The sequence below is a fragment of the Flavobacterium sp. genome (genome assembly GCF_027484205.1).
In the GTDB taxonomy this organism is placed as follows: Bacteria; Bacteroidota; Bacteroidia; order Flavobacteriales; family Flavobacteriaceae; genus Flavobacterium.
The window spans coordinates 86,425-102,255 of record NZ_JAIXUB010000026.1 but is presented as its reverse complement, the minus strand read 5'-3'; the positions used below and the strand labels follow the sequence as shown (position 1 = coordinate 102,255).

The window sequence follows — 15,831 nt, the reverse complement described above, 5'->3', positions numbered from 1 at the left end:
ATTTGATTATTTTTTTTTATTCCTCTTTTTGCCCCATCATCATTAAATAAGCTTTTAAAAATCCGTCAATTTCTCCGTTCATTACACCGTCAACATCACTAGTTTCTTTTCCAGTTCGAACGTCTTTGACCAATTTATAAGGCTGCATTACATAATTTCTAATTTGTGAACCCCATTCAATTTTCATTTTTCCAGCTTCTATATCTGCTCTTTGTGCTAATTGTTTTTTTAACTCAATTTCATATAGTTGTGAGCGTAGCATTTGCATAGCACGTTGTCTATTATCATGTTGCGAGCGCGTTTCTGAACATTGAATTTGTATTCCTGTTGGCTTGTGTACTAGTTGTACTTTAGTTTCTACCTTATTTACATTTTGTCCACCAGCGCCACTTGATCGTGCGGTTGTAATTTCAATATCAGCAGGATTGATTTCAATTTCTATAGTATCATCAACCAAAGGATAAACATAAACCGATGCAAAAGAAGTGTGACGTTTTGCATTACTATCAAATGGTGAAATTCGTACCAATCGATGCACTCCATTTTCACCTTTTAAATATCCAAAAGCAAAATCACCTTCAATTTCTAATGTAACCGTTTTAATTCCAGCAACATCTCCTTCTTGAAAGTTTAATTCTTTTATTTTATACTTCTGTTTTTCTGCCCACATTAAATACATTCGCATCAACATAGAAGCCCAATCGCAACTTTCAGTTCCTCCAGCACCAGCAGTAATTTGCAATACAGCACTTAAATTGTCACCTTCATCAGAAAGCATATTTCTGAATTCGATATCCTCTAAATGATTGTTTGTTAGTTCGTATTGAGAATCTAATTCCTCTTCAGTTGCATCGCCTTCCTTGTAAAAATCATAGGTCATTTGAAGTTCTTCAGCAAGTTCATTTGCTTTTTCAAAATCTTCTACCCATTTTTTCTTAGAACGAAGGTTTCTAACAATCAGTTCTGCTTCTTTGGCATTGTTCCAAAAGTCTGGCGCAAAGGTCTTTTCCTCTTCGTTGGTTATTTCGATAAGTTTAGCATCGATGTCAAAGATACCTCCTCAACGCACCAAGACGTTCTACAATACCTTTAATTTGTTCGGTATTTGTCATAAATAATGTAATTTTGTAATCGCAAATGTAATGCATCCGAAATTGATATGGAAATAAATTTAGTTAGTGACACTGTAACCAAACCAAGCAACGAAATGTTGCAGTTTATGTTTAACGCCAAAGTAGGTGATGATGTTTACAAGCAAGATCCAACAGTGAATGAGTTGGAATCTGCTGTTGCACAATTATTTGGAATGGAAGCGGCATTGTTTTTTCCGAGTGGAACTATGGCTAATCAAACGGCAATTAAACTCCATACACAACCTGGTGAACAAGTAATTTGCGATAAATATTCTCATATTTATCATTATGAAGGTGGTGGAGCTTCTTTCAATAGTGGTGTTTCTTGTTGTTTAGTCGATGGAAAACGTGGAATGATAACCGCAGATTTAGTTAAAAACGCTATTAATGATCCCGAATTTTATCATGCACCTTTGACTAGTTTAGTAAGTATTGAAAATACCACGAATAAAGGTGGTGGTGCTTGTTATGATTTAGCAGAATTAAGAAAAATAAAACAAGTTTGTGTTGAAAATAATTTAAAATATCATTTAGATGGTGCTCGATTGTGGAATGCGATGGTTGCCAAAAAACAACATCCAAAGCAATTCGGAGAATTATTTGATACTATTTCGGTTTGTTTATCTAAAGGACTTGGTGCTCCAATTGGCTCCTTATTATTAGGAACAAAAGCCGATATGAAACGCGCGCTCCGAATCAGAAAAATATTTGGTGGCGGCATGCGTCAATCAGGATATTTGGCTGCAGCAGGAATGTATGCTTTGCAACACAACATGCTTCGATTAGAAGACGATCATCGACGAGCTAAAGAATTAGGCGAATTATTGAGTTCACTTCCTTGGGTTGAAAAAGTAGAGCCTATTGAAACTAATATCTTAATATTTTCAGTAAGACCATCGTTAGAAGACAAATGGGTTATTGAAAAATTAAAACAAAAAAATATCCACATTAGTTCTATGGGACAGGGAAAACTTCGTATAGTAACCCATTTAGATTATAAAGAAGTGATGCATAGCTATGTTATGGAAGCTTTAAGTAAAATGCAGTTTTAAAAAACAAATTTCAAAAAACAAATTTTAAATAAATATCAAAATTCAAATTCTAAAATTCAAATCTTCACTGTTTTGAAAATTGAAATATTATAAAGTGGAACTTATCTGGGATTTGTTTTTTGAAATTTATAATTTTTATTTAAACATATCCATTCCGGGAATATTTGGCATTCCATCTTTGGCAACGGCTCCTAATTCGGCTTCGTTAACGTTTGTTGCTTTTTCGATAGCTTTATTTAAAGTAAGAATCAAATAATCTTCAAGTTGTTCTTTATCTTGTAATAAACTTTCGTCAATTTCTATAGATTTGATTTTTCTGTTGGCGTTTAACGTTACTTTTAACAAGCCATCATTACTTTGTTCGTCCACTAAAACAGTATCTAATCTTTTCTTAGTTTCTTCAATTTTTTGTTGGGTTTCTTTTAGTTTACCCATCATTCCCATGATATCTCCAAACATAATTTTAAGTATTTAGTTTCGCAAAATTAGCATATTCAATATCAATTTCAAAAATCAATTTCATTATACAATAACACTTTATGCATTATAAAATAATTAAGTTAAAAAATGTCAATAAGAATGTTAATATCAATCTAAGCAGTTAACATTTATTAAAGATTAGTTTGCAATACATTTGCTTTGAATTTTAAAATTATTATGAGTAAAGAATTACAACCGCCAATTGCTAAAATTATTCCACATGAACTTGAAAAACACGGACATGTTAGAATTGATAATTATTATTGGTTAAACGATAGAGAAAATCCTGAAGTAATTGATTATTTGAATAAAGAAAACGATTATTACAATCAATCAACGGCTCATACTAAAGACTTTCAAAAAGATTTATTCGAAGAAATGAAAGCAAGGATTAAGGAAGATGATGCTTCTGTTCCTTATTTTTACAATGGTTATTACTACATTACCAGATTTGAAAAAGGTAAAGATTATCCAATTCATTCTCGTAAAAAAGGTTCGTTAGAAGCCAATGAAGAAATAATGTTTGATTGCAACGAAATGGCAAAAGGACATTCTTATTTTAACTTGAACGGAATTAGTATAAGTGAGGATAATCAATGGGTTTCTTTTGGAGTTGATACGGTTTCTAGACGTCAATATACTATTCAAATTAAAAATTTAGAAACCAACGAAATCTTACCTCTAAAAATTGAAAACACTACTGGTGGTGCAACATGGGCAAGTGATAATAAGACTCTATTTTACTCAAGAAAAGATGAAGTAACTCTAAGACCAGATAGAATTTACAAACATAAATTAGGCACAAATCCATCGGAAGATGTTGTTGTTTATTTCGAAAAAGACGATACTTTTAATGTTTCAATTTATAAATCGAAGTCAAAAAAATATTTGATTATTTCTTCTGAAAGTACTTTGACCTCAGAATTTCAAATTCTTTTATCGGAAACACCAGATGAAGAATTTAAAATTTTTCAAAAACGTACTCGTGAGTTAGAATATTCGATTTCGCATTATGAAGATAGTTTTTATATTCTTACCAACAAAGATGATGCTACCAATTTTAAAGTGATGAAAACTCCTGAAGATAAAACTTCAAAGGAAAATTGGGTTGATTTAATTCCGCATAGAGAAGAAGTTTTATTAGAAGGTATAGACATTTTTAAAGATTATTTAGTAGTTTCTGAACGTTTTGATGGTTTGAATAAAATCCGAATTATGCCTTGGAATGGAGTAGGAGAATACTACTTGCCTTTCGAACTTGAAACTTACACCGCTTACACTACAACGAATATTGATTTCGATACTGAAATTCTGCGTTATGGTTATCAATCTATGGCAATTCCGTCATCAGTGATTGATTTTAATATGCGTACCAAAGAAAAAACTATCTTAAAAGAGCAAGAAGTTCTTGGAGGAAAATTTGATAAAAATAATTATATAGAAGAACGTATTTGGGCAACAGCTCAAGACGGAACAAAAATTCCAATGTCGATGGTTTATAGAAAAGGAGTGGAGCTGAACGGCAAAAATCCGTTTTTAATGTATGCTTATGGCTCGTATGGAATGACAATGGAACCTTATTTCTCAACAACACGATTAAGTTTATTAGACAGAGGATTTATCTATGCAATTGCTCACATTCGTGGAGGTGAGGATATGGGAAGAATGTGGTATGAAAACGGAAAATTATTAAAAAAGAAAAATACTTTTACTGATTTTATAGATTGTTCCAAATATGTAATTGCTGAAAAATATACTTCTGCCGAACATTTATATGCCGAAGGTGGTTCTGCTGGAGGATTATTAATTGGTGCAATAATCAATATGAATCCAGAGTTATATAATGGAGTTATTGCTCAAGTTCCATTTGTGGATGTTGTAACTACGATGTTAGACGATACAATTCCTCTAACAACTGGAGAATATGATGAATGGGGTAATCCAAATGTTAAAAAGTATTACGATTATATGTTATCCTATTCGCCTTATGATAATGTAAAAAAGCAAGATTATCCAAATTTATATATTGCAACAGGATTACATGATTCTCAGGTACAGTATTGGGAACCAGCTAAATGGGTTGCAAAGCTAAGGTCTTTAAAAACAAATTCTAAGCAATTATATTTTGATATAAATATGGATGCTGGACATGGTGGAGCGTCGGGAAGGTTTGAAGCGCTTAAAGAAGTTGCCAAGGAATTCAGTTTTTTGTTAGATTTAGAAAAAATTAAAAATTAATTTATTAAATTTGCAAGGTTTTGTGGCAAGCTAATTTTAAAAATTTGCCCCGACACTAATATTTTATTTATGAAAGAAGAAATAAAAGCCTACAATAATGTTTTGGAATTAATAGGAAATACACCTCTTATTAAGCTGAATAAAGTAACCGAAAATTTAGAAGGAAACTTCTATGCAAAGGTTGAAGCATTCAATCCAGGACATTCTTCAAAAGACAGAATTGCATTATACATTATTGAAGAAGCAGAAAGACAAGGAATTTTAACTCCAGGTGATACTATTATTGAAACTACTTCTGGAAATACAGGTTTTAGTTTGGCAATGGTAAGTATTATCAAAGGATATAGCTGTATTTTAGCTGTAAGTTCTAAATCTTCTAAGGATAAAATTGATATGCTTCGTAGTTTAGGAGCAAAGGTTTATGTTTGCCCTGCTCACGTTTCTGCAGATGACGAACGTTCTTATTACAATGTAGCTAAACGTTTACACGAAGAAACTAAAGGTTCTGTATACATTAATCAATATTTTAACCAATTAAATATTGATGCACATTATATGACTACTGGTCCAGAAATTTGGGAACAAACTTCGGGAAAAATTACACATCTTGTTGCTTGTAGTGGAACAGGAGGAACAATTTCTGGGATTGCCAAGTTTTTGAAAGAGAAAAATCCAAATGTTAGAATTTTAGGTGTTGATGCCTTTGGTTCAGTTTTGAAAAAATATCATGAAACTAAAGAGTTTGACAACGACGAAATTTATCCATATAGAATTGAAGGTTTAGGAAAAAATCTAATCCCAACAGCAACAGATTTTGAATCTATTGATAAATTCATGAAAGTTACTGATGAGGAAAGTGCTCATACAACAAGAGAAATTGCTAAAACAGAAGGTTTATTTGTAGGATATACTTCTGGAGCAGCTTTACAAGCAGTAAAACAATTTGCCGAAGAAGGCGAGTTTACTTCAGAAAGTAATGTTGTTGTAATTTTCCCTGATCATGGTTCTAGATACATGAGTAAAGTATTTAGTGATGACTGGATGAATGAGCAAGGTTTTTTTGACAGTATCAATGTTGAAGAAACTCAAAAAATTGAATTTATAAAATAAGAAAACTACTTTATACCAAACATAAAACTCCGAATAAAATTGGAGTTTTTTTTTGAATCTATGTTTGAAGAACTATTTAAGTTCTTTTTTTACTTTTATGACATAAGTACAAATTGGATAATTATTTATTTTAACATGAATATCATACAAACCGAGTTTGCTAAAAGTATATTTAATTTCTATTGAACCATTTTTTAAGCGTTCTACTTTTGGTTTGATAAATTGATTATTATTTCCAGAGTCAATTTGTAGAAAAATAGTATTTATATCGATATTTTTTAAATCCTTCAAAATAAATTTGGCTTCCTTATTTTTTTCAATTTCTAAATGCATTATTGATGGTTCAATTGGGAAAACACCATAAATATAGGCATTACCATATAAGATAGGAGCTTTTAAAAAATCAGAAAATATTGTTTTTTCATTTAATAAAGACCAAACACTTTCATGAGGGAAATGATCTTTTGCAAACAGTTCTGGGTCAGTTAAAAAATAACCATCATTATATTTAAATTCAAAAGTGTAGTTATTCATATTATAAATTCCGCTCGACCAAGTTGCATCACACAAATACCATTTATTATTGAGTTGAACAGCATTCCATGAATGATTAGGAAATTTTAATTCAGATGTTTCTAAATTTTCACTTCTACCATATCCATCAATAATTTCACAATTGATATTTGATAAATTAGCTAATTCTTTAACTAAATAAGCATAACCTGTGCATAATGTTTTTTTCTCTTTTACTAATTTTTTAAAAACTTGTTTGCTAAATGATTTATTCCATTTAGATTGTTCCAAACTATCATTTTTAAATTCATTTCTTTTAGAAGCATTCTTTTTAAAACTTTTATAATCATACTCAATATTGGTACTAACCCAAGTGTAAATTGCTCTAAATTTTTCAACATCAGAAGTTTGATTATTGGTTAAATTGTAAGCAAGTTGTGGCAGGTTGCTTAAATCACTACCTTTATAAGCATAAGCAATTTTATCAGCATTTTCAAAATTGATATTTTTAAAATCTGAAATTTGTGCCTCAATTGTAAATTGATTTATTAAGATAATGATTAATAATACCCATTTATTCATTTGTAAATAATGATTTTATTTTTTGAATTAATGTTCTTTTTGATTTATAAACTTTATTTGTTGAAACTTCTCCCATCATGATAACTTGTGCATTTTCAAGTTTAATATCATAACTCATTGTTATTGAGTGGTTATTACTTTTAACCTTAACTTCTTTAGTTTTATAACCAACATAAGATACAATTAATATGTCTCCTATTTGTAGTTGTTTCGGAAAAGTAAATTTGCCATCGATATCGGTTTGTACGCCAATATTATATTTTTTTAAATAAATATTTGCGCCTGGTAATGGTCCAGATTCATCAGAAATCACACCACTCACAGTAATTTTTTCATTTAAATCTGTCGATTCATTATCCTGTTTTATAGTAACATTTTCTTTATTGATGGTTTCATTGTTTATAGTTTTCTCTTGAGAATAACTATTAGCAAATGTTAATGTTGATAATAATGAAAGTCCAAAAACACTGGTAATAAAAGGATTTGAATTCTTATTACTTGAAGGAATCGTTGGATTTGAATAACTTTTTAATTGTGTCTCTAAAAATAGCCCACAAGTTTTACTTTGTTCATTATCAAAATATTTAATGATTTCTTGATCACTCATTTTAGTAAAATCAATTACAGTTTTTTGACATGAATTACAGAAACCTCCTTTTTCAGTTTTATTAAAACTATTAAAATTTTCAGAGCATGGTTTGTCGATTTGAATGTTAATTTTTTTCATCTTTTATAATTTTTGGTTTCTTATATAGATGTCTATTTTTTAATAAAGGTTGGAATTGGGTAAAAAAAAAAAATCCGCTTTGCTTTCACAAAACGGATTTTGAAGTAGTTAACGAGAAAATTATTTTTTCTTTAAATCTTCTTTGTCATTTTTGGTATCCATCATTTCCATTAATTTTATTCCAAGTAAACCACTAATTCCGCCTTCGGAACCATTTGCACCTGAAATTAAAACATCTGGAATTACTTTGATGTTTCCTTTACCAATTTCTTCTGTAATTTTATATTTAGTAAAATTATCGCCACCCATTGCTGAAACTTGTAACTGATAAGCTTCTGCTGTTGATTTACCAATTGCCATAATTTTCTCTGCTTCTGCTAAACCTGTTTTAGAGATTTTCTCAGCTTCTGCACTTGCATTCAATTTTGTTGCTTCCGCTTGTGCTCCAGCTCTTGCTTTTGTAGCTTCGGCTTCTGCATTTGCACGCATTTTTGTAGCTTCCGCTTCTGCATTTACATTTAATTTTAAACTCGTTGCATCACCTTCAGCTTTTTTAACGGTTGCATCGGCAGTTCTTTGAGCAATTTCAACACTTTGCGAAGCACGAACAATTTCTTTTTGCATATCCGCAATTGCAGTTTCTTTTTCTACACCTTGACGTTGTTCTTGCGCCATTTTTTGTGTTTGATAGGTTTTTTGCTCTTCTTCAGCAATTTTTCTATCAGTCAAAGTTTTCATTAATGAATCTGGTGGAACAATGTCACCAATTAAGGTATCAACTGCATTCACATTGTATTCATCTAAAACAGCTTTGATATGATTTTTTGCCGATTCTTGTCTTTCTTTACGTGTACTTAAGAACGAAATCACATCGCTATCTTGTGCAGAGTTTCTAAAATAGTTACCAATTGTTGGTTCCAAAACTTGTGAAACTAAGTTGGTCATACTTCCAAAACGTGCAATAACTTTTGGAGCTTCGTTTGCAGGAACGTGAATGATTTGTGCTACGTCCAAGTTGAATGGGAAACCATCTTTTGAACGTACAGTAATGGTTGATAAATTTTTATCCAAATCATGTGATTCGCTTCTAGCGTTTGCCCAATTTAAAACTAAGTTCGTTGTTGGAACTGGTTCTAATTTTGTTGTGTATTTATTCAACGCATATTTTCCAGGACCAAAAGGTTCCATCCACACACCACGTTGTCCTTTAGAAACAATATTTCCGTGTTTGAAAGTTTCTCCTGTTACGTCTTTTCCGTCTTCACCAATGTAAGAAATAACTACTCCAACATATCCAATTGGCACATCAGTCATTGGGTTTTGCTCGATTTGAATTGCCCAAGAGTTGATGTAATACGAACCAGCTAACATAACTTGAGGTTGCAAACCACGGTTTCCGCCTTTTTCTAGGAAATAATCAAAGTCTTGAAAGTTATTGTGACCATCAACATATTTTCCGGCAATTTGTCCTTGCGGAATTGGATCGCCATCAAGTGCCGTTACAATTCCGACCATGTTTTCAAAAATTTTGATTTGGTCAGCAATTACTATTTCGAATAAAAAAGTATTGATACGATACGATCCTGTTGTAATAAATGCTGATTGACGTCCTTTTTGTCCACCATTATTTAAGAAAGCTGTTGCATCTTGAAAATTATCACTATCAACTTTACGAGCAAGAATGCGTCCTGTTGGGATTTCTTTTCCATCTTTACTCAAAACTAAACCAATTTTCCCTTCTGGAATGATGGTAAATGAAGTCATATCAACAGAGTATTGCCAAATCCACATTCCCCAATATAAACCAGGAGCAAGTGTTTGTGCTTGAAAACCAGCTTCGCCTTTAGTTGCAATAATCCTTCCATCAGGTAATGATTTGTCTGTTCCAAAAAGCACGAATTTTTTGGTTACTAAACCAATTTTGTCTTCAGGAACGATAACCATTCCAAAGAAAACTCTTAAAACAAATTTGTAAAAAAGAATAGATAATACAATAGGTATTAACCACCACAAAGTAAAAAATGTTGTCATGTTATTATAAATTAATAAATAAAAAAGGTTTTTGATTTTTGGATAGAACTTATTAAGAAATAAATAGTAAATCAGGTAGTTTGCTTACCACAAATTCAAAGTACTAGTAGGTTTTGAATTTAGTTTTTGAATTACAACACTTTATTGTGTCATATTAGTTCTATTTTTAAATCTCTAATTATACGATGTACTTGTTAAAAAGTTACAAATTTTTGATACAATTATTTTTATATAAAGTGCAATAAATTAATTATCAATATTTTATTAATAAAAAAAACTTCAAGTTTCCTTGAAGTTTATATCTAAAACCTAATATCTAAAATCTATTCTGATTCGTCCATTGTGTGATAAACGTTCATCACATCATCGTCTTCCTCAATTTTCTCAATTAATTTTTCAACGTCAGCAACTTGAGCTTCGGTTAATTTTTTTGTTACTTGCGGAATTCTTTCAAATCCAGAAGATAAAATTTCAATTCCTCTGTTTTCTAATTCTTTTTGAATGGCTCCAAAACTTCCAAATGGTGCATAGATTAAAATTCCGTCTTCGTCAGCAAAGATTTCTTCTGCTCCAAAATCGATAAATTCTAATTCCATTTCTTCAATATCGATATTGTTATTTGCAATTCTGAAATTACAAGTATGGTCAAACATAAATTCAACAGAACCTTGAGTTCCCATAGTTCCATTGCATTTGTTGAAGTAACTTCTAATGTTTGCAACTGTTCTGTTGTTATTATCGGTAGCGGTTTCAATTAAAAGTGCAATTCCGTGTGGAGCATAACCTTCAAATAAAACTTCTTTATAGTTAGCCGTGTCTTTATCAGTAGCTTTTTTGATAGCGCGTTCCACATTGTCTTTTGGCATGTTTGCCGCTTTGGCATTTTGAATAACGGCTCTCAATCTTGCATTGGCTTCAGGATTTGGTCCTCCTTCTTTTACCGCCATTACAATATCTTTTCCAATTCTTGTAAACGCTTTAGCCATTGCAGCCCAACGTTTCATTTTTCTACCTTTTCTAAATTCGAACGCTCTTCCCATTGCTATGATTTAACCTAAATTTGTTTCAGGTTTTAATTATTTGTTATGTTTTAATTCTGATGCAAAATTAACCTAAAATTCTATTTTTACAAATCTATTTTGCAAATCCAATTAATCTACAGGCACATGTTTTGAAATGAAATTTTCTGCCACGACATTCCAATTATTTACTGCATTTTGTTTGTCTTGAAAATTCAAGTTATTGGCTTTGTTGTAGTTTTCAATTTCTTTGTTCACTTGTTTTACCATGACATTGTAATTGTCAATTTCTTCTTTGGTTCTGTCTTTTTGTGACTTAGATTCAAGTGTTTTTTTAGCATTTTCAAACTTGTCGTTGAACATTAAAAATTCAGTAATTTTTGGAACATATAATTCCGCTTCTTTTTTATAAAATTCTAATGCTTTTTTAGTTGCAAGTATTAAAGAAGAATCGCTTTTGTAAGGTTGGATTGTTTTTATTTTTTCTAAACCTTCTTCAGCATATTGTTTTAACGTATTTGCATTTTGTTGAATCGTAGCTAAATCTTTGCTTTCAATGGCTTTTGATAGCGTTGCATCGGTAAAATTTACTTTAAAGAAAACCAAATATAAAACAGTATGATAATCAAAAACTTCGTTTGAAATTTTGATTTTTTTACCTAATTCTGATTCTTCATCTGAAATGGTGATGTTGTATTTTAAGGCAAAAGCATGGAATGCATTTTTTGCTTTTTCGTTTTCTAAATCTAATTTTTCATTGACTAAATCTCGTGCTAAAAGATAAGCTTCCATAGCATCATAAGATTGTTCCGCTACTTCTTGCATGTTGATGATTTTATCATATTCTTCATTCAAATTCTTCTCGCAGAAATCAAAATATTGAATTACTTGATTTTGATATTCAACATCGCCTTTGTATCCATTTTTGATATCTCCAATTTTCTTTTTAGCTGTTTGAATGCTTTTAAGCAATTGTTTACGAGTATTGTCAATTCTTCTTGCGCTTTTAGAATGTGCTACAGCCGAAGTATATTTCCAAGTACTTTTTGAAATTAATCCTTGCTCTTTGTTGATATACGTTAAATACTCAACAGGCGTTTTGAATTCTTGAGCAAAAGAAGAAAGAGTGATGGTTAACAATGCCATCAGAAGAAATTTTTTCATGAAATTAGTTTTTTAAATCATTAATAATATGTACCGCTTCAATAATATGTAAGTTGCTTTTTATGGCTTTAATTTTTTCTGTATTGGAACTTTTTAAGTATTCATCAAATTGTTGGTATTCAACATCAACCGAGTTGCGTTCTACTTTCAAATCGTATTCTTTTTCTGAAAGATCTTTGACTTCTTTCCAAAGCGCATTCATTTTGATAACCGATTCAAATACGGAATTGAAATTCAATAAAATAGGAGGTAAGTCTTCGTCATAAATCTTGTTGAGTTTTTCATTTAAAGTTGCAATAGTTTTCAAATTCTGATTTGCATTAACTCTGATTTTACTTTTCTCAATAGCTTCGTTTCTTTTTGGATTTGGAAATTCTGTGAAGCGCAAAACACCTTCAATAGTATCATTTTTCAAAGCCGTTTTGTTTTTGCTTTCTCTTGGCATTTGCTTGTCAAAAAGTGTCGGCACAAAAACGTCAGGTGTAATTCCTATAGTTTGATTTGTTTTTCCCGTAACTCTGTAGAATTCTTCAATAGTTAATTTTATAAACTCTTCTTGATTTGTCTCTAAAGCTAAAGGTAAAATTCGTTGCATCGATGCTTTTCCATGCGATTGATTTCCAATAACAATAGCACGTTTATAGTCTTGCATTGTATTGGCAAAAAACTCACTTGCTGACGCCGAAAATCCGTTAATTAAAACTACTAATGGTCCATTGTAAATACTTCCACGATTGGGATCTTTGATGGTTTGCTTTTTCTCTGATTTGGTGTTCATTATAGCAATTGGACCAATATCAATTAGCGAACCAGTCAATTGTACAGCTTCGTCCATCGAACCACCACCATTGTTTTCTAAATCAATGATTAATCCGTCGATATTATCTTTTTGAAGTTTGTAAATTTCTTTGGCAACATCATCACTAACATTACTTTTTCCGTTTTCAAATTTGGCGTAAAAACTTGGAATTCTTATGTAACCTGTTTTTTTATTGTCCTTTTCTAAAATGTAGCTGTACACATTATTGTCATAATCTTTCATTACTTTTTTAGTCAATGAAACGGTGTACACTTCGCCGGTTTTTTTACGGAAAGTAAAATCTACATTACGGTACTCACTTGAAGTAAAAATTTCTTCAATTTTTTGCATGGACGAACATGCAATGGTATATTCGTTATCGAGGTATTTTACTTTTATGATTTGGTCGCCACTATCAATTTTATCTGAAAAATACGCTGAACTTCCCGGAACAACCTCATCAACAGTAATTTCGTCTTTTTCATTCATGGAAATATTCAATCCAAAAGATAAATTATCGGCACTTACATTTGAAAGGAAACTCGATTTATCGCTTTTGGATAAATACATCGTATGCGGATCAAAATAGGAGCAAAAGGCATTAAAAAATTTGGAGTTAAAATCATTTTTGGTCAATTGTAAACCTGAATATTTACACGAATAAGATTCGAAGATTTTGTCTTTTGATGTTTTTGAAATAGCGTCAAAATTTGCTAAAAGCGAATCTTTATTTTTACTTACTTCGGAAATATCTCTTAAAACATGGAACAAAATTCGTTTTTTGAACAATCGTTTCAAGTCTTTTTCATCCTTTGCATACGGAAATGATTTTACAGAAAACTCAATAGTTTCTGTACTACTAAACGCAAAAGGTTCTTTTCTGATGGTTTCAATAGAAGTTTTGTAACGTTCAATGGCTGTGTTGTATACCGTATAAATTTCTTTTAAAAAATCGCAGTTGTTTTCAACTAGATAATTATCAATTTTTAGTTGGTGTTTCTTTAAATTATTAACTTCAATTTCGGTAAACAAACGGTTGTCCTCATCTAATTCTTCTAGAAAAGTTTTGAATACATAAACCGATAAACTGTCGTCAACTACTTTAGGTTTGTAATGTTGACTTTGAATGATGGTGTTGATTTTTGTCAACGTTTCACACGGATTCTTTTCGCTTTGCGCAAAACCTAGAAAGGGTAGAAGTAGAAGGTATATTTTTTTCAAATTTTATAGCAATTTCAATTTCAATGGCAATTTCGATTACAAAAGTCAATATCAATGTCAATATCAATGTCAATGGCAATATCAATTACAATTTCAAAAATCAATTTTAATTTCAAAAGTCAATTTTAATACCAATTTTTCAACACAGACTCAAATAAATATTAATTTAATCGTTGTTTGTATTTTTTTGAAAGCTTATTTTTGAAAGTTCTTCGAACTCCCGAAGTTTCGGGACAGACTGACAGTTAAGTTTTAATTGACTTTTGAAGTTGATTTTTGCTATTGATTTTTGAATTTAATTTTTGAATTTATTTTTTATAAAATGGCATTTTCACCACTTTAGCTGCAATTTTTTTATCTCTAATTAGGATGTAAATTTCAGAATCTGCGGCTGCGAATTCGGTTTTTACGTAACCCATTCCGATGGCTTTTCCTAAACTTGGTGCTTGTGTTCCTGACGTTACAATTCCGATGTTGTTTCCTTCTGCGTCCACAATTTCGTAATCGTGTCTCGGAATTCCTCTGTCGATTAATTCAAATCCTACTAATTTTCTAGAAACACCTGCTTCTTTTTGAGCTTTTAGGTTTTCTGAGTTGGTGAATTCTTTTGTGAATTTTGTAATCCAACCTAAACCTGCTTCTAATGGTGAAGTGGTATCGTTGATGTCGTTTCCGTACAAGCAGAAACCCATTTCTAGACGCAATGTATCTCGTGCTGCTAAACCAATTGGCTTGATTCCGAAAGCGGCACCTGCTTCAAAAACTTTGTTCCACACTTGTTCTACTTCGGAATTTTTACAATAAATTTCAAAACCACCTGAACCTGTGTAACCTGTTGCTGAAATGATTACGTGTTCAATTCCTGCAAAATCAGCTACTTCAAAATGATAATATTTTATGGCAGATAAATCAACTGAGGTTAAACTTTGCATCGCTTCTACCGCTTTTGGACCTTGAATAGCAAGCAAAGAATAATTGTCTGAAAGGTTTTTCATTTCTGCTCCAAACGTATTGTGCGCCGAAATCCAATCCCAGTCTTTATCGATGTTTGATGCGTTTACTACTAATAAATATTGTTCGTCTTTGATTTTGTACACAATTAAATCATCCACTATTCCGCCATCATTGTTTGGCAAACACGAATATTGTGCTTTACCAATTTCAAGTGTTGACGCATCGTTTGACGTAACTTTTTGGATTAAAGCCAAAGCATTTTCACCCGAAATTAGAAATTCGCCCATGTGTGACACATCAAAAACACCAACGCCGTTTCTAACGGTTTCGTGTTCTGCGTTGACTCCTTCGTATGAAACAGGCATATTGTAACCTGCAAACGGAACCATTTTTGCTCCTAATCCTTCGTGAATGTGCGTTAAAGCTGTATTTTTCATTACCTATTTTAGTTTGTATGTTTGAACTGCTAAAATAGTATTTTTTGTAGAATTGGCGTGATGAGAACGGAAATTTATTTACTCTTTTTTAGCTTTGTATTCCATGATGGCTTCACTAACTAGATTGTCAATTTCACCCATGATGTGTCTGTCTGCGTAAGTAGATAGTGCGTAATATTGAATATCGTTTGCAAATTCATTAAGAAACGCGTTGCCTTTTTCTAAGTATGCTTTGGTTTCTGCTTCTGTAAGTTGGATTAACCTACTGAAACCCACAAACGAATTACTGCAATTGACATCAATATAATAGTGGTTTTCGTGTTGTAGAAAAAACCAGAATTGTGGTTCGTGTGCGATTACTTGCATAGCTC

13 protein-coding genes are annotated in these 15,831 nt (G+C 31.4%); 3 read left to right on the top strand and 10 right to left on the bottom strand.

All coding sequences use genetic code 11. The features are described 5' to 3' along the window. Positions 1–16: 16 nt before the first annotated feature. A protein-coding gene (gene prfB, locus Q0049_RS14315) for a peptide chain release factor 2 (protein ID WP_298121171.1) occupies positions 17–1,112 on the bottom strand; the annotation gives its coding sequence in 2 pieces (ribosomal slippage) (positions 17–1,048 and positions 1,050–1,112; 1,095 coding nt in all). A 47-nt stretch (positions 1,113–1,159) separates the two neighbouring features. On the opposite strand from prfB, the gene Q0049_RS14310 reads away from it, so the two are divergent. Continuing rightward, positions 1,160–2,185 (top strand): low specificity L-threonine aldolase, encoded by a 1,026-nt coding sequence (locus Q0049_RS14310; protein ID WP_298121170.1) that lies wholly within the window; start codon positions 1,160–1,162, stop codon positions 2,183–2,185. Positions 2,186–2,320: 135 nt separating this feature from the next. Here Q0049_RS14310 and Q0049_RS14305 read toward each other — a convergent pair whose 3' ends face one another. Further along, positions 2,321–2,644 (bottom strand): YbaB/EbfC family nucleoid-associated protein, encoded by a 324-nt coding sequence (locus Q0049_RS14305; RefSeq protein WP_298121167.1) that lies wholly within the window; start codon positions 2,642–2,644, stop codon positions 2,321–2,323. Between the two features lie 198 nt (positions 2,645–2,842). Between Q0049_RS14305 and Q0049_RS14300 the strand changes: the two genes are divergently transcribed. Continuing rightward, positions 2,843–4,903: a S9 family peptidase gene (locus Q0049_RS14300; protein WP_298121164.1), complete on the top strand. Its 2,061-nt coding sequence runs from the start codon at positions 2,843–2,845 to the stop codon at positions 4,901–4,903. 69 nt (positions 4,904–4,972) lie between these two features. Next, positions 4,973–6,013: a PLP-dependent cysteine synthase family protein gene (locus tag Q0049_RS14295; protein ID WP_298121162.1), complete on the top strand. Its 1,041-nt coding sequence runs from the start codon at positions 4,973–4,975 to the stop codon at positions 6,011–6,013. 72 nt (positions 6,014–6,085) lie between these two features. On the opposite strand, the gene Q0049_RS14290 is transcribed toward Q0049_RS14295, so the two are convergent. From Q0049_RS14290 to Q0049_RS14255, 8 genes are all read right to left on the bottom strand, one after another. Then, on the bottom strand, positions 6,086–7,108 hold the full coding sequence (locus Q0049_RS14290) for a transglutaminase domain-containing protein (protein ID WP_298121160.1): 1,023 nt from the start codon (positions 7,106–7,108) through the stop codon (positions 6,086–6,088). Then, positions 7,101–7,835 carry a carboxypeptidase-like regulatory domain-containing protein gene (locus tag Q0049_RS14285; RefSeq protein ID WP_298121157.1) on the bottom strand — a complete coding sequence of 245 codons (735 nt, stop codon included), beginning with the start codon at positions 7,833–7,835 and terminating at the stop codon, positions 7,101–7,103. Before Q0049_RS14285 ends, Q0049_RS14290 begins: the two co-directional genes overlap by 8 nt. A gap of 120 nt (positions 7,836–7,955) precedes the next feature. Then, entirely contained in the window at positions 7,956–9,866 is a 1,911-nt protein-coding gene (locus Q0049_RS14280; RefSeq protein WP_298121154.1) for an SPFH domain-containing protein, read from the bottom strand. 323 nt (positions 9,867–10,189) lie between these two features. After that, positions 10,190–10,906, bottom strand: a complete 717-nt coding sequence (locus Q0049_RS14275; protein WP_298121151.1) for a YebC/PmpR family DNA-binding transcriptional regulator — start codon at positions 10,904–10,906, stop codon at positions 10,190–10,192. Between the two features lie 111 nt (positions 10,907–11,017). Then, positions 11,018–12,049: a hypothetical protein gene (locus Q0049_RS14270; RefSeq protein WP_298121147.1), complete on the bottom strand. Its 1,032-nt coding sequence runs from the start codon at positions 12,047–12,049 to the stop codon at positions 11,018–11,020. 4 nt (positions 12,050–12,053) lie between these two features. Continuing rightward, positions 12,054–14,069, bottom strand: coding sequence for a S41 family peptidase (locus Q0049_RS14265; RefSeq protein ID WP_298121144.1), 2,016 nt, complete (start codon positions 14,067–14,069; stop codon positions 12,054–12,056). Positions 14,070–14,377: 308 nt separating this feature from the next. After that, positions 14,378–15,460, bottom strand: a complete 1,083-nt coding sequence (gene gcvT, locus Q0049_RS14260; RefSeq protein WP_298121141.1) for a glycine cleavage system aminomethyltransferase GcvT — start codon at positions 15,458–15,460, stop codon at positions 14,378–14,380. A 78-nt stretch (positions 15,461–15,538) separates the two neighbouring features. Further along, positions 15,539–15,826, bottom strand: coding sequence for a hypothetical protein (locus tag Q0049_RS14255; protein WP_298121138.1), 288 nt, complete (start codon positions 15,824–15,826; stop codon positions 15,539–15,541). Positions 15,827–15,831 lie beyond the last annotated feature (5 nt).